Source organism: Burkholderia ubonensis, assembly GCF_902833085.1.
In the GTDB taxonomy this organism is placed as follows: Bacteria; Pseudomonadota; Gammaproteobacteria; order Burkholderiales; family Burkholderiaceae; genus Burkholderia; species Burkholderia ubonensis.
The window spans coordinates 462593-482360 of sequence record NZ_CADFEB010000006.1 but is presented as its reverse complement, the minus strand read 5'-3'; the positions used below and the strand labels follow the sequence as shown (position 1 = coordinate 482360).

19 protein-coding genes are annotated in these 19768 nt (G+C 67.5%); 11 read left to right on the top strand and 8 right to left on the bottom strand.

Annotated elements, in window-relative coordinates:
* Positions 1-219 precede the first annotated feature (219 nt).
* The 4 genes from HWX31_RS19315 to HWX31_RS19300 all read left to right on the top strand — a co-directional run bounded on the left by HWX31_RS19315 (position 220) and on the right by HWX31_RS19300 (position 5055).
* Positions 220-681 carry a VOC family protein gene (locus HWX31_RS19315; RefSeq protein ID WP_174960394.1) on the top strand — a complete coding sequence of 154 codons (462 nt, stop codon included), beginning with the start codon at positions 220-222 and terminating at the stop codon, positions 679-681.
* 91 nt (positions 682-772) lie between these two features.
* A complete protein-coding gene (codA, locus tag HWX31_RS19310; protein WP_174960392.1) occupies positions 773-2014 on the top strand; it encodes a cytosine deaminase in 1242 nt (413 codons plus the stop codon).
* Between the two features lie 162 nt (positions 2015-2176).
* On the top strand, positions 2177-3541 hold the full coding sequence (locus tag HWX31_RS19305; protein ID WP_174960449.1) for a chloride channel protein: 1365 nt from the start codon (positions 2177-2179) through the stop codon (positions 3539-3541).
* A 191-nt stretch (positions 3542-3732) separates the two neighbouring features.
* Positions 3733-5055: a TIGR00366 family protein gene (locus HWX31_RS19300; protein ID WP_174960390.1), complete on the top strand. Its 1323-nt coding sequence runs from the start codon at positions 3733-3735 to the stop codon at positions 5053-5055.
* 8 nt (positions 5056-5063) lie between these two features.
* On the opposite strand, the gene HWX31_RS19295 is transcribed toward HWX31_RS19300, so the two are convergent.
* The 4 genes from HWX31_RS19295 to HWX31_RS19280 all read right to left on the bottom strand — a co-directional run bounded on the left by HWX31_RS19295 (position 5064) and on the right by HWX31_RS19280 (position 10034).
* On the bottom strand, positions 5064-6482 hold the full coding sequence (locus HWX31_RS19295; protein ID WP_174960388.1) for a cytochrome-c peroxidase: 1419 nt from the start codon (positions 6480-6482) through the stop codon (positions 5064-5066).
* A gap of 103 nt (positions 6483-6585) precedes the next feature.
* Positions 6586-8265 (bottom strand): phospholipase C, encoded by a 1680-nt coding sequence (locus HWX31_RS19290; RefSeq protein ID WP_174960386.1) that lies wholly within the window; start codon positions 8263-8265, stop codon positions 6586-6588.
* A 237-nt stretch (positions 8266-8502) separates the two neighbouring features.
* The gene (locus HWX31_RS19285; RefSeq protein WP_059771142.1) at positions 8503-9177 is read right to left on the bottom strand and encodes a lytic polysaccharide monooxygenase; all 675 of its coding nucleotides are present in this window, start codon (positions 9175-9177) and stop codon (positions 8503-8505) included.
* A 383-nt stretch (positions 9178-9560) separates the two neighbouring features.
* Positions 9561-10034: an Lrp/AsnC family transcriptional regulator gene (locus tag HWX31_RS19280; protein ID WP_010096283.1), complete on the bottom strand. Its 474-nt coding sequence runs from the start codon at positions 10032-10034 to the stop codon at positions 9561-9563.
* A gap of 314 nt (positions 10035-10348) precedes the next feature.
* Between HWX31_RS19280 and HWX31_RS19275 the strand changes: the two genes are divergently transcribed.
* Together HWX31_RS19275 and HWX31_RS19270 are read left to right on the top strand one after the other, a co-directional pair.
* On the top strand, positions 10349-11734 hold the full coding sequence (locus tag HWX31_RS19275; RefSeq protein ID WP_174960384.1) for an amino acid permease: 1386 nt from the start codon (positions 10349-10351) through the stop codon (positions 11732-11734).
* Positions 11735-11827: 93 nt separating this feature from the next.
* Positions 11828-13030, top strand: coding sequence for an amino acid aminotransferase (locus HWX31_RS19270; RefSeq protein WP_059613491.1), 1203 nt, complete (start codon positions 11828-11830; stop codon positions 13028-13030).
* A 129-nt stretch (positions 13031-13159) separates the two neighbouring features.
* Here the strand turns inward: HWX31_RS19270 and HWX31_RS19265 are convergent, their stop codons facing one another.
* Complete coding sequence (locus tag HWX31_RS19265) at positions 13160-14422, bottom strand: serine hydrolase domain-containing protein (protein ID WP_174960382.1); 1263 nt, start codon at positions 14420-14422, stop codon at positions 13160-13162.
* Positions 14423-14663: 241 nt separating this feature from the next.
* Here HWX31_RS19265 and HWX31_RS19260 point away from each other — a divergent pair, with 241 nt between their 5' ends.
* The 4 genes from HWX31_RS19260 to HWX31_RS19245 all read left to right on the top strand — a co-directional run bounded on the left by HWX31_RS19260 (position 14664) and on the right by HWX31_RS19245 (position 16387).
* Positions 14664-15062, top strand: a complete 399-nt coding sequence (locus HWX31_RS19260) for a DUF488 domain-containing protein (protein ID WP_059649928.1) — start codon at positions 14664-14666, stop codon at positions 15060-15062.
* 239 nt (positions 15063-15301) lie between these two features.
* Positions 15302-15577 (top strand): DUF1488 family protein, encoded by a 276-nt coding sequence (locus HWX31_RS19255; RefSeq protein WP_088507737.1) that lies wholly within the window; start codon positions 15302-15304, stop codon positions 15575-15577.
* 27 nt (positions 15578-15604) lie between these two features.
* On the top strand, positions 15605-15844 hold the full coding sequence (locus HWX31_RS19250) for a UDP-glucose 4-epimerase (protein ID WP_174960380.1): 240 nt from the start codon (positions 15605-15607) through the stop codon (positions 15842-15844).
* Positions 15845-16036: 192 nt separating this feature from the next.
* Positions 16037-16387, top strand: a complete 351-nt coding sequence (locus HWX31_RS19245; RefSeq protein WP_174960378.1) for a metal ABC transporter ATPase — start codon at positions 16037-16039, stop codon at positions 16385-16387.
* Positions 16388-16475: 88 nt separating this feature from the next.
* Here HWX31_RS19245 and HWX31_RS19240 read toward each other — a convergent pair whose 3' ends face one another.
* The 3 genes from HWX31_RS19240 to lhpI form a co-directional block, all read right to left on the bottom strand.
* Positions 16476-17255: a helix-turn-helix domain-containing protein gene (locus HWX31_RS19240; protein ID WP_059535706.1), complete on the bottom strand. Its 780-nt coding sequence runs from the start codon at positions 17253-17255 to the stop codon at positions 16476-16478.
* Between the two features lie 17 nt (positions 17256-17272).
* Complete coding sequence (locus tag HWX31_RS19235) at positions 17273-17680, bottom strand: response regulator (protein ID WP_059933162.1); 408 nt, start codon at positions 17678-17680, stop codon at positions 17273-17275.
* 154 nt (positions 17681-17834) lie between these two features.
* The gene (lhpI, locus tag HWX31_RS19230; protein ID WP_174960376.1) at positions 17835-18770 is read right to left on the bottom strand and encodes a bifunctional Delta(1)-pyrroline-2-carboxylate/Delta(1)-piperideine-2-carboxylate reductase; all 936 of its coding nucleotides are present in this window, start codon (positions 18768-18770) and stop codon (positions 17835-17837) included.
* Positions 18771-19012: 242 nt separating this feature from the next.
* On the opposite strand from lhpI, the gene HWX31_RS19225 reads away from it, so the two are divergent.
* Complete coding sequence (locus tag HWX31_RS19225) at positions 19013-19750, top strand: FadR/GntR family transcriptional regulator (protein WP_174960374.1); 738 nt, start codon at positions 19013-19015, stop codon at positions 19748-19750.
* The last annotated feature ends 18 nt before the right edge of the window (positions 19751-19768 follow it).

Below are 19768 nucleotides of genomic sequence, written 5' to 3'. Positions count from 1 at the left end.
CGTTGCAGATCCAGCAAGAGTGCTTCACAAAACTGCCATGTATCGTCGCGCATGCCGGCCGGCTGGCCGTGTGCGCGCGGCGGCACGAGTGCGGCCCGTTGCGTGCGCCGCCGGCCTGTCGCGCGCTTGCAACACGCAGGGCGCGGCCGGACGGCGGTTGATCGGCGCGGCGCTCGCGCGGAGAATGGGCGGCTCACGCCCTCGATCGGGAGACTGAAGATGACCACGCCCAGCCGCCGTCCCTCCGTCAGTTCCGCCGTGTTCTATCGCGATCCGCGGGCCGCGCTCGACTGGCTCGAGCGGGCGTTCGGCTTCGCGCGCAGCGTTGTCATCAGCACGCCGGACGGCAAGCTCGCGCATGCCGAGCTGACGTGTGCCGGCGGCACGCTGATGGTCGGCGGCGAATGGGCCGAGTTCGTCACGAGCCCGCTGGACGTCGGCGGCAGGAACACGCAGTGCGTGCATGTGCAGCTGGCCGACGGCATCGACGCGCATTGCGAACGCGCGAGGCAGGCCGGCGCGGTGATCCTGCAGGAGCCGGCCGACCAGTTCTGGGGCGACCGCACCTATCGCGCGCGCGATCCCGAGCAGCACGTATGGACGTTCGGGCAGCAGGTGCGCGCGGTATCGGCGGAGGAAGCCGCTGCCGCGACCGGGCTGAAGATCGAAGGCTGGTCGTGACCGGCGGCTGCCGGCGCGCATCCGGTCGTTCCTTTCCATTCACGCGTCCGTCGCGCGCGCCGCGCGGCCGCTTCTTTCTGCCAGGACCCCCATGAACCTGTTCAACGTACGCCTGCGCGGCCGCGACGGCCTGTTCACGATCGGCATCGACGCGGGCCGGATCGCCCGCATCGACGCCCAGCCGGCGGCGCTCACGCCCGCGAGCGGCGCCGACATCGACGCGGGCGGGCGGCTCGCGATTCCGCCGCTCGTCGAGCCGCACATCCATCTCGACGCGGTGCTCACCGCGGGCGAACCCGCGTGGAACATGAGCGGCACGCTGTTCGAAGGCATCGAGCGCTGGGCGGAGCGCAAGGCGACGATCACGCACGAGGACACGAAGGCACGCGCGCACACGGCGATCGGCATGCTGCGCGATCACGGCATCCAGCACGTGCGCACCCACGTCGACGTGACCGATCCGTCGCTCGCCGCGTTGAAGGCGATGCTCGAAGTGAAGGACGAGGCGCGCGGGCTGATCGACCTGCAGATCGTCGCGTTCCCGCAGGAAGGGATCGAGTCGTTCGACGGCGGCCGCGCGCTGATGGAGCAGGCGATCGAGATGGGCGCGGACGTCGTCGGCGGCATTCCGCACTTCGAGAACACGCGCGAGCAGGGCGTCAGCTCGATCCGCTTCCTGATGGACCTGGCCGAGCGCACCGGCTGCCTCGTCGACGTGCATTGCGACGAAACCGACGATCCGCATTCGCGCTTTCTCGAAGTGCTCGCCGAGGAGGCGCGCGTGCGCGGGATGGGCGCGCGGGTCACCGCGAGCCATACCACCGCGATGGGTTCGTACGACAACGCATACTGCTCGAAGCTGTTCCGGCTGCTCAAGCGCGCGGGGCTCAATTTCATCTCGTGCCCGACCGAGAGCATCCATCTGCAGGGGCGCTTCGACACGTTCCCGAAGCGGCGCGGGCTCACGCGCGTCGCGGAGCTCGACCGCGCGGGCATCAACGTGTGCTTCGGGCAGGACTCGATCAAGGACCCGTGGTATCCGCTCGGCAACGGCAACATCCTGCGCGTGCTCGATGCGGGGCTGCACATCTGCCACATGATGGGCTATCAGGATCTGCAGCGCTGCCTGGACTTCGTGACCGGCCACAGCGCGACGACGCTGCAGCTCGGCGAACGGTACGGGCTCGAAGTCGGCCGGCCGGCGAACCTCGTCGTGCTCGACGCGGACAGCGACTACGACGCGCTGCGCCGGCAGGCGAAGGCGGCGCTGTCGATCCGGGGCGGGAGGGTGATCATGCGGCGCGAGCCGGAGCGGATCGACTATCCGGGGTGAGCGGGGATGCCCGGCGACACGCGTAGACAAAGCAAGTATTCGAAAAATTCATGAGTCGATTCTAAAAATACGTTTGTCTCATGAGCGTGGCCAACCTAGGATGCGGGCTGACGACGGCATGCGCGACGCATGCCGTTTCCCCGATTCCAGCCAGCCGATCCGATGCGCGCCGACCTCCCGCCCATTCCCTCGTCCTCGTTGCCGCCGAGCGGCGCTTCGCTCATCCGCTTTACCCGCTTCAACCGGCTCGCCGCGGTCGCGCTGCTGACCGGCGTCGGCGCGGGCCTCGGCGGCATGCTGCTCGCGCTGCTGCTGCATGCGATCCAGCATCTCGCCTACGGCTACAGCACCGCGCGGGTGATCGGCGACGAGAGCTTCCTGGCGGGCGTGACCGCCGCCGCGCCGCTGCGGCGGCTCGTCGTGCTGGGCGGCTGCGGGCTCGTCGCGGGCGCCGGCTGGTGGGCGCTGTACCGCTACGGCCGCCCGCTCGTCAGCATCCGGCGGGCGGTGCGCGCCGACGATCCGCGGATGCCGGCCTTCAGCACGACCATCCATGCGTTGCTGCAGATCGTCACTGTCGCGCTCGGCTCGCCGCTCGGCCGAGAGGTCGCGCCGCGCGAGATCGGCGCGCTGCTCGCGGGCCGGCTCGCGCACCGGGCAGGGCTGACGCCGGCCGACTGCCGGCTGATGGTTGCGTGCGGCGCGGGCGCGGGGCTCGCCGCGGTCTACAACGTGCCGCTCGGCGGCGCGGTGTTCGTGCTCGAAGTACTGCTCGGCACGTTCGAGCTTCGCGCGCTCGTGCCGGCGGTCGTGACGTCCGCGATCGCGGCCGCGATTGCGTGGCTCGGCCTCGGCAACGAGCACCAGTACAGCGTGCCGCCGTTCGTGCTGAGCGCGTCGCTCGTCGCGTGGTCGATCGTGTGCGGGCCGGTGTTGGGCTTCGCCGCGTACGGTTTCGTGCGCCTCACGAGCCGGGCGCGCGCGGCCGCGCCGAGGGACTGGCGGCTGCCGCTCTTGGCGCTCGTCAACTTCGCGGCGATCGGCTGGCTCGCGATGCGGTTTCCGCAACTGCTCGGCAACGGCAAGGGGCCCGCGTCGTTGAGCTTCGACGGCGTGCTGACGGTCGGGATGGCCGCGACGCTGCTCGCGCTGAAGGTGCTGATCACCGCTAGCAGCCTGCGCGCGGGCGCGGAAGGCGGCCTGCTGACGCCGGGCCTCGCGAACGGCGCGCTGCTCGGCATCGTGCTGGGCGGACTCTGGAGCGCCGTCTGGCCGGGTATGTCGGTCGGCGGTTGCGCGCTGGTCGGCGCGACCGCGTTTCTCGCGGCGTCGATGCAGATGCCGATCACGGCGGTCGTGCTGCTGCTCGAGTTCACGCGCGCAAGCCACGACAGCCTCGTGCCGATGCTGCTCGCGGTGGCCGGGTCGCTCGTCGCGTACCGGTTCGCCGAACGGCTGGCCGAACGCCGTGCCGCCGCGCAATGCGGGGCGCCGCAGGAACCGGCGGTCGCGGTTCGGCAGTCCTGACGCTTCGGCAGACTGCATCGACGAATCACCCGAACTGAGTCCGGGAGACCGGACGCCGCCCTCCGTTTCCTCACGCATCCCGATACGGTTCGACGCGCGAACTTCGGTTCTGTGCAAGAATCCGCGCGGCTCGCGCCTCTCCAACAACCATACCCGCGCGGCCGTTCATATCAGGAAACGAGGAGCTCAAGTTGATTCAGCGCATTTCCCGCTTTTTCACGCAGGTGGTCCACCGCGTGCTGCCCGACCCGTTGATCTTCGCGATCCTGCTGACGATCGCGACCTTCGCGCTGGCATTCGGACTCACGCCGAATTCCCCCGCGCAACTGACGACGATGTGGGGTTCCGGCTTCTGGAACCTGCTCGCGTTCTCGATGCAGATGGTGATGATTCTCGTCACCGGGCACGCGCTCGCGAGCTCGCCGCCCGTCAAGCGCGCGCTGGTTGCGCTGGCCAGCGCCGCGCGCACGCCCGGACAGGGCGTGATGCTGGTCGCGTTCGTCGCCGCGCTCGCCTGTGCGATCAACTGGGGCTTCGGCCTCGTGCTCGGCGCGATGCTCGCGCGCGAGGTTGCGCGGCGCGTGGCCGGCAGCGACTACCGGCTGCTCGTCGCATCCGCGTACATGGGCTTCCTGAGCTGGCACGGCGGGCTGTCGGGCTCGATTCCGCTCGTCGCCGCGACGAAGGGCAACCCGATGGAGAAGACCATCGGCCTGATCCCGGTGTCGCAAACGCTCTTCACCGGCTACAACGCATTCGTGACGATCGGCCTGATCGTGATGCTGCCGTTTCTTGCGCGGCTGATGATGCCGAAGCCGGAGGACGTCGTCAGCGTCGATCCGGCGCTGCTCGCGGAGCCGCCGAGCGTCGAGCGAAAGCTCGGGCCGGATGCGACGCTCGCCGAGCGGCTGGAGGAAAGCCGCCTGCTGGCCGTGCTGGTCGCCGCGCTGTGCGCGGTGTTTCTCGTGCTGCGCTTCGTGCAGAAGGGCTTCGCGCTCGACATCGACACCGTGAACCTCGCGTTCCTCGCGGCCGGCATCCTGCTGCACCGCACGCCGATGGCCTATGCGCGCGCGGTCGCGGGCGCGGCGCGGGGTGCGTCGGGAATAATGATCCAGTTCCCGTTCTACGCGGGCATCCAGGCGCTGATGGACCATTCGGGGCTCGCGGGCGTGATCACGAAATGGTTCGTCGACGTCGCGAACGTCCACACGTTCCCGCTGCTCGCGTTCCTGAGCTCGGCGGTGATCAATTTCGCGGTGCCGTCGGGCGGCGGCCACTGGGTCGTGCAGGGGCCGTTCGTGATGCCGGCCGCGCAGGCGCTCGGCGCCGATCTCGGCAAGGCCGCGATGGCGATCGCGTACGGCGAGGCGTGGACCAACATGGCGCAGCCGTTCTGGGCGCTGCCCGCGCTTGCGATCGCGGGGCTCGGCGTGCGCGACATCATGGGCTACTGCGTGACCACGCTGCTGTTTTCCGGCGTGGTGTTCGTCGCGGGCATGTATCTGTTCTAAGCGGCAGCTCAGCGCGCCGGCTCGTCGGTCAGCGTGTGCAGGAACGCTTCGATATCCTGGATATCCTGCGCCGACATCGCGGGCGCATCGCCCGGCTTGCGGTCGAACGGCGCATCCGTCACGTCGATGTTGCCGCGATACGGCGCGGGCAGGTCGTCGTATGCGTCGATCCTGCCGTCCGGCCCGCGCGGATAGAACTTCTCCGGCGCGAGGTTGCGCTCGTTGTAGAACGCCATCACCTGGTCGAGCGAGTGGAACACGCCGTTGTGGAAGAACACGTGGCGGGTCGCCGCGTTGCGCAGCGTCGGCGTGAGGAACATCCCGCAGTACTGCGTCTGGTCCTTCAGGTCGTCGCGGAACGGCCCGCACAGCCCGAGGTCGTGGAACGCCGGATCGCGGTTCTGCGCGAGCAGGCGGTTGCGCGGCGCGCCGAGCGCCTCGTACTGAAAATCGGTGAACATCGGCGGCACGCCGTCGGCGCCCGGCTTCGACAGGTGGCAGCCCGCGCAATTCGCCTTCGCGGGATCGTTGAAGAGGCGCAGCCCGCGCCGTTCCGCCTGCGTGAGGCGCGCGCGGCCTTCCAGCCAGCGGTCGTACTTGCTGTCGTACGGGTGAAATGAAGGGTCCTCGACCTGATAGCGCGCGATCGCGAACATCGCTTCGGACACCGCGAGCTGCGCGCTGTCGAACACGCGCGGCCCGAACAACTGCATGAACTGCGCGCGGTGCGGCGACTGCGCGAGCTTGCGCGCGACGTCGTCGACGCTCGGGTTCGCCATCTCGACCGGATTCAGCAGCGGGCCGAACGCCTGCTGCTGCAGCGTATCCGCGCGGCCGTCCCAGAACATTCCGCCTTGCGGCACGAGCTGCGGCGCGGCCGCGGCGCCGGCCACCTTCTGCGCCTTCACGACGCCGGCCGCCGACGCGGCCTGCTGCGCGACGCTCGCCGCGTCGTCGTTCTCGCCGGCATCGGGGCCGATGCTGAAGTTGGGCTGCCGGTATAGGTACATCAGCGACGGCGGCGGCCGGTAGCCGTGCAGCGTCATCGCGATGCCGCCGGGCTGTACCTCGAGCGCGTTCGGCGGGCCGTACGCGTGATCGGGGCTGTGGCACGACGCGCACGACTGCTTGCCCGATGCCGACAGCGCCGGATCGAAGAACAGCGCGCGCCCGAGCTGCGCGACCGCGGAGAGCGGCGCGGCGGCGGGGCGCCGCAGCACGATCGGGTGCGGGTTCGCGCCGGTCCAGTCCGCGACGACGCCGGCGATCGCCGCCGGCGTGCGCGCCGGAAACGCGACGGCGAACACGGCATAGCCGATCGCGCCCGCACCGAGCATGAGCGCCGCGCGGCGCAGGAGACGGGACGGGCGGCGCGGCGGGGCGGTGTCGGGTGCGACGGGCGGCGGAAACGCGGGACGGGCGGTCATGCGGTCGGAGACGAAGTCGGGCGCGGCGAATGCAGCGGGTGCGGCGCGTTGAAATGGAAACGGCCGGCGCATCGCGCGCCGGCCGGACGGATGACGTCGACGCTCAGATCGACGGCGCCGAGCCGAGCGCGGTGCCGAGCGTCGGGTCGAGATACAGCGGCGTCGTGTTCGGCTTCGACGCGAAGTCGAACAGGCCGCGCAGGTCGCCCGCCGACGCGTCGAACGAGCCGCCGCCGATGCGCTGGCCGCCGAGCCAGTTGTCCTCGATGAAGCGGACCACCGACGCCTGGTCGACGATCGTGTGGTCGACGTAGTTCTGCTTCGCGTACGGCGAGATCACGACGAGCGGAATCCGCACGCCCGGGCCGCAGCGGCCGTTGACCGGCTGGCCGTTCACGCCGGCGCCTTGCGTGCCCGTGCCGCACTTGCCGCTGCCGTTCAACTGGTCGACCGCGTCGAACGACGCATGGGTCGGGCTCGCATAGACGTGGTCGTACCAGCCGTCCGAGTCGTCATAGGTGACGATCACCGCGGTGTTCTGCCAGTCGGGCTGCTGCTGAAGGAAGTTGACGACCTTCGTCACGAATGCCTGCTCGTCGAGCGGATCGGAATAGCCCGCATGCGCGTCCTGCGCCGCCGGCGCCTTCAGGAAGCTGACCGACGGGAAGTTGCCGGCCTTCACGGCGGCGAAGAAGTCGTCCGAGTCGTACTGGTGGTTCGCCGGCTCGGCCGTCTTGCCGTCGGTCTGGACGCTCGATCCGATCGCCGCGAGCGAGCTCGGCCGCGTGTGCTGCGGGTTCGCGGTCGACGCGTAGTACTGGAACCAGTTGTGGTGCGGGATGTAGTCGGCCGTCGCGGCGTTCACGGCGGTCGCGACGGTGCTGCGGGCGCAGCCCGTCGTGCCGTTGCCGTTCACCGTCGACAGGTTGAAGCCGCCCATGAAGCCGCCCCACGTGATGTTCGCGCCGTTCAGCAGGTCGCCGATGTTCTTGCCGGCCATCATCGCCTGGTCGGTCGTGCTCGAGCACACGTCGAAGCCGGGATCGACGTCGTTGATCATCGTGAAGCCGCCCTGGCCGTCGTTGATGTAGTACGACGTCGCGGCGAGCGTCGACGGCTGCTTCGACGTCTTGACGATCTGCATGCCGTTGGTCTGGCCGGAGATCACGTTCAGCGCGCCCGGCGTCGACGGGCCGTACGACGTCGTGTACGCGTTGTCGCTCATCGCGAAGCGCTGCGCGTAGTTCCACAGCGCGGTCACGGTGTTGCCATCGAAGTAGCCCATCACCTGGCCCTTCGTGCCGAACGCGCCGGCGCCGCCGGACGAGCCCTTGCCCGTGTATTTCGGGAACAGGTCGGCGAGGCCGTTGTCCTCGGCCAGCTGCTCGGCCGTGTACGCGTGGTTCTGGTCGGCGGTCGCGGCCTGCGTGCGGTCGAGGCGGAACGGGTTCGCGGCGTCGGCGCCGTTCGCGGTGTTCGTGAAGTTCGGGTTCGCGCTCAGCAGCGTGCCGGTCAGGCCGTTGACGGCCGGCGTGTTGGCGGCCGCGGTGAACGCCGGCTCGCCCTGCGGGTTCGTTGCGTTCGGATAGGTGCCGAAATAGTGGTCGAACGACACGTTTTCGCCGTAGATCACGACGAGGTGCTTGATCGGCGTGGCGGTCTGCAGCGCGTCCTGGGACGACACCGAAGCCGTGGACGGTGTCGAATCGTCGCTGCCGCCGCAGGCGAACAGCGCGAGGGCGGCGCCTGCGCAGGCGGTGACGAGCAAGGCTTGACGAAACATCTTCGGGAACTCCATGCGGGCGGGTCAGGGAACGCGGCGCGGCATGCCGGGTGACGGCTACGGCAGCGGGCGGCGACGGGCACGCGCATTGAAGCAGTTCAGTATGAAGTTATGGAGGCTGGGCGCTTTCGGCGGCGTTACGCGCGAATATCGGCTGTCTTACTGCGTTACTGCGCGGCGAGGCGGGGCGTAGAAGCGGGGCGCGCCGGCCCGGCCGGCGCGCCGCCGCAGTGGGCGTCAGAACGGGCTGCGCGTCGTGCTGCCGTCGGTGAAGATCGCATCGACCACCTGATAGAAGCCCATCGAAGTGTCGGCTACTTCCCACACGGCGAGGATCACGTGATAGCCGGTGCGGACCGGCAGCCGGCATTGATGGATCGTCGGCTGCGACGGAACGAGGTTCGCGCTCGGGCTCCAGTACGGCTGGCCGGGATTCTGGATCGTGCAGAACGGCGTGGGCTCGAATTGCGCGCGGGTCAGCTTCTGCGACGGATCCCAGTCGGCGCGCGTAATGAAGTAGTTCCAGCGGCGCGTCTTGTGCACGGCGCTGAATTCCCATTTGAAGTTCTGCAGCGCGCCGGAGCGCAGCGGAACCTTCTGCCAGCGGTCCGGCGACTGTTCGTTCAGGAGCGGCACCGCGCCGTTCGTGCTGGCGCCGGCGATTTCACCGTCCGCGGGCGGCGCGACGTTCTGCGCGTCGGCCGGCGCGAACGAGTCCGACAGGCCGCCTTGCGTGGCCGGGAAGAACTTGCCGTTTTCCATCGCGTTCGCATGCCACGCGTCGATCGGGCAATTCGGGTTCTGGCCTTGCGTGCACAGCACGATGCGCGACGCCGGCTCGGTCAGGCGGCCGTGCGCGTGCGCGCCGGCCATCACGGTCAGCAGCGCCGCACCGGCCAGCGCGCGCATCATGACGGAAGAAACGGATCTTCGGATGGTCTGTTTCATGGGCCCTCACTGCGTTGAAGTCGGAATGGTTGTGCGCGCAACGGCTAGGACGCGATGCCGCCGAATCGCGCGATGACAATCGGCTTTCGCCGACTCGAACCATAGTCGTAAAAAACGGAAAATGAAATTGAAAACGGATTAATCGCCAATTAAATTGGCGCCGTTTCCGATTTTGCAGATGTTGCGTTGAATGTGCCTGTTTTTAAAAGACTATTTTTTGAATGACGCACATGTTCGCGTGAAGGGGAAAGTCATGAATCCGGTGAAAAATCCGGTAATTGACGGCGCGATCATTTCGCATTCCGGATGCGCGAAATTCCGGTCGAGGCGGGAAAGCCGCCGCCGGCTCAGCCTTCGACCGGCATCGCGCTCGTGCACTTGATCTCGTCGAGGCAGACGCTCGAATGCACGCCGCTCACGCCGGGGATGCGCATCAGCGTTTCGAGCAGGAACGTGGACAGGCCCTTCAGGTCGTGCGCGACGACCTTCAGCACGTAGTCGATGTCGCCCGTCACGGAGAAGCACTCCTGGATCTGCGCGAGCTCGGACACGAGCTTCTGGAACTTGGACAGGTCGCGAATGTGCCCGCGCTCCATCGTCACGTGCACGAACGCAGTGACACCGAAGCCGAGCGTGTCGGGGCAGAGCCGCGTCTCGTAGCGGCGGATCGCGCCGATCTCCTCGAGTCGCCGGTGGCGGCGCAGCGTCTGCGCGGGCGACAGGCCCACCGCCTTCGCCAGCTCGAGATTCGATGCGCGGCCATGCTCCTGCAGGATCGCCAGCAAGTTCCGATCGATGCGGTCGAGTACCGGTTCAGGCATTTTTGTTTCCTCATCTGTCTCCCGGATGCAATCTTATCTCATAATGTAGGGTTTGCATGAACGGGTTACGAAACCCGATTTCGTCGTCGCGACGCTAAACTGACCCCGGATTTTCGTGCGCGATCGCGGCAACGCGGTTGCGGGCGGCAGTCGGCGGCCGGTTGGGCGGGCTCGCCGACGACGGTCGGACGTCGCCGCGCGAAAATTGCAGTCCCCAACCTGGCGGCCCCACGAAGGGCCGCCGGTACAGCAAAACAGCGCGCGGCACACCGACGCGCACCGCTTCCGCCGGAAGCGGACAAAGTGGAGAAGACATGGTTTCAGAACACGAGAAGGACGGCCTGAAGCGCGGGCTGAAGAATCGCCACATCCAGCTCATTGCGCTGGGCGGCGCGCTCGGCACGGGGCTGTTTCTCGGCATCGCGCAGACGATCAAGATGGCGGGCCCGTCCGTGCTGCTCGGCTACGCGCTGTCGGGCGTCGTCGCGTTTTTCATCATGCGGCAGCTCGGCGAGATGGTCGTCGACGAGCCGGTTGCCGGCTCGTTCAGCTATTTCGCCGACAAGTACTTCGGCCACTTCGCCGGCTTCCTGTCCGGCTGGAACTACTGGGTGCTGTACATCCTCGTCGGCATGGCCGAGCTGTCGGCCGTCGGGATCTACGTGCAGTACTGGTGGCCGGGCGTGCCGACCTGGGTCTCCGCGCTCGTGTTCTTCGTCTTCATCAACCTGATCAACCTGACGAGCGTCAAGTCGTACGGCGAGACGGAATTCTGGTTCTCGATCATCAAGGTTGCCGCGATCGTCGGCATGATCGGCTTCGGCGGCTGGCTGCTCGCGAGCGGCCATGCGGGCCCCGAGGCGAGCGTCGCGAACCTGTGGCAGCACGGCGGCTTTTTCCCGAACGGCGTGTCGGGCCTCGTGATGTCGATGGCGGCGATCATGTTCTCGTTCGGCGGGCTGGAGCTCGTCGGCATCACCGCGGCCGAGGCGGACGATCCGCAGCACAGCATCCCGCGCGCGACCAACCAGGTGATCTACCGCATCCTGATCTTCTACATCGGCGCGCTCGGCGTGCTGCTGTCGCTGTATCCGTGGGAGAAGGTCGTCACCGGCGGCAGCCCGTTCGTGCTGATCTTCCACGCGCTCAGCAGCGACCTGGTCGCGAACGTGCTGAACGTCGTCGTGCTGACGGCGGCGCTGTCGGTCTACAACAGCGGCGTGTACTGCAACAGCCGGATGCTGTTCGGCCTCGCGCAGCAGGGCAATGCGCCGAAGGCGCTGTGCTCGGTGAACAAGCGCGGCATTCCGCTCGCGGCGCTCGGCGCATCGGCGCTCGCGACCGGCATCTGCGTGGTGGTCAACTACTTCATGCCCGGCAAGGCATTCGAGATGCTGATGGGCCTCGTCGTGTCGGCGCTGATCATCAACTGGGCGATGATCAGCCTGATCCACCTGAAGTTCCGCCAGGCCAAGCGCGCAGCGGGGCTGCAGACGCGCTTCCGCAGTCTGGGCTATCCTTTCACGAATTACGTGTGCCTCGTGTTCATGGCCGGCATTCTCGTCGTGATGTACCTGACGCCGGGCCTGCGCCTGTCCGTGTACCTGATCCCGGTGTGGCTCGCGGTGCTCGCAGTCGGGTATCGCTTCCGTCAGAAGAATGCGGGCTACGCGCTGCGCGAAGGCGCGTCCGCACAATGACGCAGGCAAGGCCGGCCATTTCTGGCCGGCCGCACCTTGCCGGCCACACCTTGCCGGCCGCTAGATTTCTCATCCAACCAGACCGATAAAGCCATGTTCGAACACATCGACGCGTACCCCGGCGATCCGATCCTGACGCTCAACGAGAACTTCCAGAAGGACCCGCGCGACCAGAAGGTCAACCTGAGCATCGGCATCTACTTTGACGCCGAAGGCCGGATTCCGGTGATGGAGGCCGTGCGCGAGGCCGAGACTGCGCAGCAGCGCGAGATCGGCGCGAAGCCGTATCTGCCGATGGTCGGCATGGCGCCGTACCGTGACGCGGTGCAGGCGCTCGTGTTCGGCGCGGATCATCCGGCGCGCGCGGCGGGCCGCATCGCGACCGTGCAGACGCTCGGCGGCTCCGGCGCGCTGAAGGTCGGCGCCGATTTCCTGAAGCGCTATTTCCCGGATGCGCAGGTGTGGCTCAGCGATCCGAGCTGGGAAAACCACCGCTTCATCTTCGAGCGGGCCGGCTTCACGGTGAATACCTACCCGTACTACGACGCGGCCACGGGCGGCCTGAAGTTCGACGCGATGCTCGCGGCGATCGACGCGCTGCCGGCGCGCAGCGTCGTGCTGCTGCACGCGTGCTGCCACAACCCGACCGGCGTCGATCTCGACGAAGGCCAGTGGCAGAAGCTGATCGACGTGATCGAGACGCGCGAGCTGCTGCCGTTCGTCGACATGGCCTACCAGGGCTTCGGCGCGGGCCTCGACGCGGACGCGTTCGCGGTGCGCGAGCTGGCCCGCCGCGGCCTGCCGGCGCTGGTCGCGAACTCGTTCTCGAAGAACTTCTCGCTGTACGGCGAGCGCGTCGGCGGCCTGAGCGTGGTCTGCGAGGACGCCGCCGCGGCCGAGCGCGTGCTCGGCCAGCTCGCGGGCGCGGTGCGGTCGAACTACAGCAACCCGCCGATCCACGGCGCGAAGATCGTGTCGACGGTGCTCACCACGCCCGCGCTGCGCAAGCAGTGGGAGGAAGAGCTGTCCGCGATGTGCCGCCGCATCGCGCGGATGCGCCAGTCGATCCACGACGGCCTGCGCGAACATGTCAGCGGCGAAGCGCTCACGCGCTACGTGAAGCAGCGCGGGATGTTCACGTATACGGGCCTGACCGAATCGCAGGTCGACGCGCTGCGCGAAGTGCACGGCGTGTACATCCTGCGTTCGGGGCGGATGTGCGTTGCGGGACTGAATGACTCGAACGTCGGCATCGTCGCCGATGCGATCGGGAAGGTGCTTAAGAGCGGCGTCTGAGGACGTTGGCGCTTGCAGGCGAGAAACCGGCTGTTCCCGTTGAGGGGGCAGCCGGTTTTTTTTGTGATTCTCTGAGTGAGTCGCTCGCCGACACGGAACGTGTCTGCCGAGTTTTGCGAAAGCGGTCCGTCATTCAGTTGCGAGAGCAAGGTTTCCATACTGCGCGACGAGCGCGTACCACAAGGCAAAAATTTCGCGCATGCCTGGATCATGGTCGCTGGTCCATATCGCCGTCTGCACGAGTACGAGCTTCGAGCTCGGGTCGATGATGATTCTTTGACCGTCCATACCCTGCAGTGCAAACATGCGACGCTCGCCCGGCAATATCCAGACTTGATACCCGTAACCGAAAATCGGGTTGGCTTTGCCCGGAGCCAGAAAACCATCGCGAGACGCAACGCTCGTAGCCTGCAACACCCAATCTCGCGGCACGATTTGCTGGCCGTTCCACCGGCCGTCATATGCGAGCATCAGTCCGAGCCTAGCCCAGTCGCGCAGCGTGGCGCTCACGCAGCAAAAGGTAATGTTCTGTCCGGTCGCATCGCGAGCCCACGACGCATCCGACTCCATACCCATTTTCTTCCAGATGCGCTCGCTCGCGTATTGCGCGACGGACATATGTGTCGCGCGGCTCAATACGAGTCCGAGCACCTCCGTTTCGACGCTCGCGTAGCTGAAATGCGTGCCGGGCGCACGTTCACGTTTATCGAAGTGCTTGACGGCATCGATGGCGCCTGGCCCGTGCGGATTGAAAAGGTCGAGGCCCAGCTTGTCCCGATCGTCGCCGGGATTGCTGTCTTCGAAGAAATGGACGCCGGAAGCCATGTGCAGCAGATCCCGAATCGAAGTCCGTCCGTACGGATTGTCTGCCAGCTCCGGCACATAGACATCCGCGAGATCGTCGATCGAGCGAATCGCGCCTTCGGAGATTGCAATGCCGATCAGCATGCCGACGATCGTCTTTGCCATCGATTGCGACATGAACCGGTCTGAATCCTTTCGGGCGTAGCGATAGTGCTCGTAAAGGATCGTGTCGCCCTGCGCAATCAGCAGGCCGGTCACCGGATTGCGATCGAGATAGTCGTTGAGATTGCGATACTGCCCGCCGTACGGGTAGTTCAGCGTCAGTTCGCGTTCGGATGTCTTTAGTATCGACGGCGTGCCGGCCTTGGCAATTGGATCGGCCGCACGAACCTCGTCGAAATGGCTGTAGTAGCCGACGAACTGCTTTTGTGTTCTCGCGTGGCCGGGCACCGGCAACGGGTAGTGATCCAAGGCGCCGTACGCGTCAGCCGCATATCCGGTGTCGGAAAACACAGGATTCGGTTGCGCGACGGCACAAGCCAAGCTAAGAACGCCACCGACAGCGACTTCTTTGACACTGCGCAGCATAGCCGAACTCCTCGTCATCGGGGTGGAGCTATCTTCAGATCATTGCTCAACGGTCGGCGGGCCTTGGCGTTGACGGATCAAGTGTTTCGATTCATTACACGACTTGCGCTCCGTGTCCGGTGATGAGGGCGCAATAGGACTTTCTACTGCGCACGATCCCGCATCGCACATCTGTCACCCCCACGCACGCAGCGTTACGATGTGCGCGTCAAAATCATCGAACCAAAGGAGCAATGCACGCATGAGCATCCGGATCGTACAGCTGGGGTCGCCGCGCGCGGCCGGCGAGGGCCTGCGGATCGGCACGGTGCGGCGTCCGCCGCGCGGCGTGCCGAAGGCCGAGTTCGCGTCGCGCGACTATTACGACGTGTGGCTGCCGACGCTGTCGCCGACGCCCGAGCTCGTCGCGCAGGCGCAGGCCGCCGGGACCGACGCCGACTGGCGGGCCTTCGCCCGCAAGTTCCGCGCGGAGATGAATCACGGCGACGCGCCGAAAGTGCTGGACCTGCTCGCGGCGCTGTCGGCGACCACGCAGTTCTCGATCGGCTGCTACTGCGAGAACGAAAGCCGCTGTCACCGCAGCATCCTGCGCGAACTGCTCGCCGAGCGCGGCGCGGCGATCGAGCCGGACGCATCCTGAGCGGCGACCGGCTGTCGCCGCGATTCAGCCCACCGCCATACCAGGCGCATCAGCCGCCGCCCATGGCGGCAGCTCGGCCCGCCCGACCGGGCCCGTCCCGCCTCCTTTGACCACGCCGCGCCCACGGCGTCGAGCAGTGCCTCGGGGGACTCGCTTGACGTGGGTCAAGCGTGCGGCGGCGCGCGCCTCTATGCTCACGTCATGGACATGTCGCAGCAATGATGGACAAGCCAATGCCGATGCAGATCGATTTCCCGCCGGATCCACCGGAATATTGCGCACGCGATCTGGTCGTCGCGTTCTCGGCGATCGTGGATGACAGCTGTGTGCAATGTGCGATCACAGCCGAGGCGCTCGAGGATCACTTCGGCGCGGCGTCGCTGCTCGAACGCGACCTGATCCGCGCGTTCGACGCGCACCGCCCGGAGATCGAGGGCGTCGCGCGCCGGATGCTCGAGGAGATCGGCGGGCGGCCGGTGCTGTTGCACAGCGGTCATTTCCGATTCGGCGGCTGACGCGGCGTAAAGGTCTCGGGAGGAGACATGACATTGTCGGGCAATATCCGCGAGGACGACTGGTCGGTCGAGGTCGAGACGCGGCCGGACGGCGGCGGCGGGTTCCGCTGCCGCGTGCAGGTCGAGCACGGCGTCGGTGCCGGCCGGTTTCACCATGCGTTCGAGCACAGCGAGTCGTATCCGACCGAGCGCGAGGCGGTGCTTGCCGGCCTGCGGGCCGGCATGACGTGGATCGAACTGAAGCGGTCGCAGACATTCAACGTATAAGAGAAAGGGGAGCCGCACGCGGGGGCGTGCGGGCAACGCGCGGCGGGGCCGCGCACGCTGCCGGTCAGACTGCGTCCGGCAAGGACGGACAACGCAGGCAGTCACTACAGATGAATCTTCGCCGTCTCGCGGCCACGCGGGCGGCGCATATCAGGCGATCGGCACGAGGGCGGCGCCGTCGGGAGAAACAACATGGGCGTGGGCATGCAGATCGCCTACTTCGGATTCGCCGGTTCGGCCGCACTGGAGGCGGAAGCCGGCGAGCAACTGGTGCACCTCGAACGGTTCCGCACGCTGATCAGCGGCTGCCATCTGGCGATCGAGTCGCGCGCGTCGGGCACCGGCCAGCGCGCATACGACGTGCGGCTCGACCTGATCACCCGCAACAACGAGCTGAGGCCGATTCCGCATTGCGTCGGCGAAGACCCGCACGAAGCGGTGCGCCGCGCGTTCGCGGCAGCCGAGCGGACGCTGATGGCGTGGGTCGGGCAGGGGACGGGAGCGCCGGGCACGGCCGGGCAGGGTTCGCATGCGTCGCGTTGAGCGCGAAGGGCGGCACGACGGGCGCGACGAGCGCGCGCCGGTTCGTGTCGACGGGTGCGTGCGGCGAGTCGCGCGGCCTGCCGGCCGCTCAGACGCGCGCGAGCCCTTCCGCGTCGATGATGCGCACGCGCTTGCCGTGCGTCTCGACGAGCGATTCGCGATGGAACCGGGAGAACATCCGGCTGACGGTCTCGAGCTTCATCCCGAGGTAGCAGCCGATTTCCTCGCGCGTCATCCGCAGGTTGAACTCGGAAGCCGAATAGCCGCGCGCCTGGAAGCGCGACGACAGGTTCAGCAGGAATTGCGCGACACGCTGCTCGGCGGACATCGTGCCGAGCAGCAGCATCTGGCTCGATTCACGGACGATTTCGCTGCTCAGCATCTGGTACAGGAAATGCTGCATCGGCTTCATTTCGCGACAGGCCGCCTCGAGCTGGCCGAACGGGATGATGCACACGACGCTGTCCTCGAGCGCGATCGCGTCGCAGCAATGCTGGCCGCTGCTGATGCCGTCCATGCCGAACGTCTCGCCGGCGATCTGGAAGCCCGTCACCTGTTCGCGGCCGTCGCGATGCACCATGACCGTCTTGAACGACCCCGCGCGCACCGCGTAGATGCTTTGGAACGGATCGTCGGTGCGGAACAGCGCGTCGCCCTGGCGGACATGGCGGGTCGTGCAGATGATCGAGTCGAGCCGGCCGTATTCGGCCGCGGTCAGCTGCGGCGGCAGGCACAGGGAACGCATCGCGCAGACGGAGCAGCGCGCGGCGGGGTGTTTCGGGGCGTCGGCCCGGGCAATCGCGTGAAGCGGCGTCGCAAGCCGCCGCGCGACGGGCACGGCAGCAGCGCTAACGGATGCTGATGACATGATGCACTCCGGCACTTTCAGGTGCGGTGCGCGCGACGCGAGCGCACCAGGGATTCGATGACGTGGCATGCGGCGTCGAACTCGGCGGTCTTGTCGAAGAAGTAATCCGCTCCGGCCGTCGCGCATGCCTCCCTGAACGCCGGCGCCGAATGGTTCGTCAGCACGATCGTAACGACGCGCGGCGCGGCCTTCGACAGCATGCCGATCAGGTCGAGACCGTTGCCGTCCGCGAGCCGCAGGTCGACGATCACGACATCCGCCTGGCACCGGCGGATGTGCGTCCACGCACCCTGGCCGTCCTCCGCTTCACCCACGACGTCGACCCCACGGATCGCGCCGACGAGCAGCGCGATCCTGCGCCGTACCGCGACGGCGTGATCGACGAGGAACACCCGGAGCGCAACGGATGACAGGCTGGCATTCATGAAAGCCAGTATCCGGTTGCGACGCCAAAAAGGAAATCGGCCGAATTGGAAGTTTGCGTAGGCCGCTTCACCGCGTTGTAGGGTTTTTCCTACATGCGACGCGGCGATGGGGCCGAAACGCGGTGGGGCTGAAACTCGTGACGCACCGGCCGGGTCAGCCGGCCCGGCGTGCGTCGAGCGCGTCGCGCGCCGCGCGGCAGGCGGCGAGATCCCACGCCGCGCAGCCGACGCTCTTGAACAGCAGCGGCCCGCCGCGCACGAACGCGCCGCCGAGCACGTCGGCGAGCGAAGCAACGTTGCGCCAGTCCACCTGCGCGAGGATCAGGTCGCCCGCCTCGTGGCGCGCGCCGGCCGGATCGTCGACGACGAGCCGGCTGTTGCGCACGGTGCCCGCGTCGATTTCGGCCGCGTCGGCGGTGAACGCGCCGACGCCGACCACCAGCCGGCCTTCGCGCGCGGCTTCGCGGTAGACCGGCGTGCGGCTCGTCGTGAGCGTGACGACGACGTCGACGGTGTCCGGAATGTCGTCGCCGTCGAGCGGCGCGAGCCGCGGCGCATGGGCGCGCTGGGCGTCGCAGAACGCGGCGGCGCTTGCGGCGCTAGTGCCACGCACGAAGAGGCGTGCGCGGGGAAAGATCGTCGCGAGCGCTTCCGCGTGATTGGCCGCCTGCCTGCCGGTGCCGATCAGCAGGATCTCGCGCGGCGAGTCGCCGTGCAGCGCCTGGATGCCGAGCGCGGTCACCGCGGCGGTGCGCCGTCCGGTGACCGTCGGGCCGTCGAGCACGAAACGCATTTCGCCCGTCGTCGCGTCGCACGCGATCACCTGTCCGAGGATCGTCGGCAGCCCGCGCGCGGCGTTGCCCGGGCAGACGTTGACGAGCTTGTGGATCGCGATGTCGTGCGCACTCGACGGCATCGACAGCATCACGCCGCCCGCCTGCAGCGGCACGACGAGACGCTCGGGGCTGACGATTCCGCCCGCCGCGTACTCGACGACGGTTTGCCGGAGGGCGGCGAGCAGCGCCGGATAGTCGAGCAATGCGGCCGTCGCGGCCGCGCCAAAAACGGGAGTCTGGGAGAGGGTGGTCATCGTGTGCGTCGGTTGAGCGTGGACGGCGGGCGGGCAGCGCGCCCGGTGCTGGGTTGCCGGATACCGCGAGACGGACAGTCTGGATCGAATCTATACCAATTTCAGGCAGCATGACAAGCCGGAAAATAAAACGTGCGGGTGCTTTTGGTTCTAATATCTGTCCAGAAGCGGGCGCGGCAGCGCGCCGCTCCGGTATAGTGCGAACCCGTCCACGACCCCGAACATCCGGCAGGAGCCTCACGATGTCGTCCGCGCGCCTCGAAATCCTCGAAAACGGCTTCCGGCCGCTGCAAATCTACGAGCAGGTTGCCGAAAAGATCCGCGACGAAATCCGCGCGGGGCGCTATGCGCCCGACACCCGGCTGCCGTCGGAGCGCGAGCTCGCGGCGCTGTTCCAGGTCGGCCGCCCGGCCGTGCGCGAGGCGCTCGGCGCGCTGCAGAACGAAGGGCTCGTGTTCACGAAGCGCAACTCGGGCACCTACGTCGTGTCGGCCCCGCTCGACGTGCTGGCACGGCGCGGCGACCAGCACGCCGCGGCCGAGGCCGACTTCAGCCCGACCTCGACGCTCGACGTGCGATTGATCCTCGAACCGGCGATCGCGCGCCTCGCGGCCGCGCATCGCAAGCCGGACCCGGCCGCCGAGCGCTATCTCGCGCAGATGGAAACGATCACCGACATCAACGATCCTCAGCAGCGCGCGCTGTGGAACGAGAGCGATCGGCTGTTCCATCGGCAGCTCGCGCTGATGACGGGCGACGCGCTGATCGTGAAGATCGCCGGCGAAGTCGCGAAGACGATGGACCAGCCTCTGTGGAAGCGCCTGAAGGACGACGGGATCTACGACGCGGGCCGGATCCGGCTCTACGTGTCCGAGCACCGGCTGATCTACGAGGCGATCGTCGCCGGCGACGCCGACGCGGCCGCGTTCTACGTCGAGCAGCACATCCTGCGCGTGCGGCGCGACATCGCGCCGAAATGAGCGGGCGTCCTTGTTCTG

Coding starts and splice junctions, on each gene's coding strand:
- HWX31_RS19295 (WP_174960388.1), bottom strand. CDS start 6,482: ATGACCGCCCGTCCCGCGTTTCCGCCGCCCGTCGCACCCGACACCGCC.
- HWX31_RS19245 (WP_174960378.1), top strand. CDS start 16,037: ATGGGCGTGGGCATGCAGATCGCCTACTTCGGATTCGCCGGTTCGGCC.
- HWX31_RS19275 (WP_174960384.1), top strand. CDS start 10,349: ATGGTTTCAGAACACGAGAAGGACGGCCTGAAGCGCGGGCTGAAGAAT.
- codA (WP_174960392.1), top strand. CDS start 773: ATGAACCTGTTCAACGTACGCCTGCGCGGCCGCGACGGCCTGTTCACG.
- HWX31_RS19260 (WP_059649928.1), top strand. CDS start 14,664: ATGAGCATCCGGATCGTACAGCTGGGGTCGCCGCGCGCGGCCGGCGAG.
- HWX31_RS19315 (WP_174960394.1), top strand. CDS start 220: ATGACCACGCCCAGCCGCCGTCCCTCCGTCAGTTCCGCCGTGTTCTAT.
- HWX31_RS19290 (WP_174960386.1), bottom strand. CDS start 8,265: ATGTTTCGTCAAGCCTTGCTCGTCACCGCCTGCGCAGGCGCCGCCCTC.
- HWX31_RS19225 (WP_174960374.1), top strand. CDS start 19,013: ATGTCGTCCGCGCGCCTCGAAATCCTCGAAAACGGCTTCCGGCCGCTG.
- HWX31_RS19280 (WP_010096283.1), bottom strand. CDS start 10,034: ATGCCTGAACCGGTACTCGACCGCATCGATCGGAACTTGCTGGCGATC.
- HWX31_RS19250 (WP_174960380.1), top strand. CDS start 15,605: ATGACATTGTCGGGCAATATCCGCGAGGACGACTGGTCGGTCGAGGTC.
- HWX31_RS19285 (WP_059771142.1), bottom strand. CDS start 9,177: ATGATGCGCGCGCTGGCCGGTGCGGCGCTGCTGACCGTGATGGCCGGC.
- HWX31_RS19305 (WP_174960449.1), top strand. CDS start 2,177: ATGCGCGCCGACCTCCCGCCCATTCCCTCGTCCTCGTTGCCGCCGAGC.
- HWX31_RS19255 (WP_088507737.1), top strand. CDS start 15,302: ATGCAGATCGATTTCCCGCCGGATCCACCGGAATATTGCGCACGCGAT.
- HWX31_RS19265 (WP_174960382.1), bottom strand. CDS start 14,422: ATGCTGCGCAGTGTCAAAGAAGTCGCTGTCGGTGGCGTTCTTAGCTTG.
- lhpI (WP_174960376.1), bottom strand. CDS start 18,770: ATGACCACCCTCTCCCAGACTCCCGTTTTTGGCGCGGCCGCGACGGCC.
- HWX31_RS19235 (WP_059933162.1), bottom strand. CDS start 17,680: ATGAATGCCAGCCTGTCATCCGTTGCGCTCCGGGTGTTCCTCGTCGAT.
- HWX31_RS19240 (WP_059535706.1), bottom strand. CDS start 17,255: ATGTCATCAGCATCCGTTAGCGCTGCTGCCGTGCCCGTCGCGCGGCGG.
- HWX31_RS19270 (WP_059613491.1), top strand. CDS start 11,828: ATGTTCGAACACATCGACGCGTACCCCGGCGATCCGATCCTGACGCTC.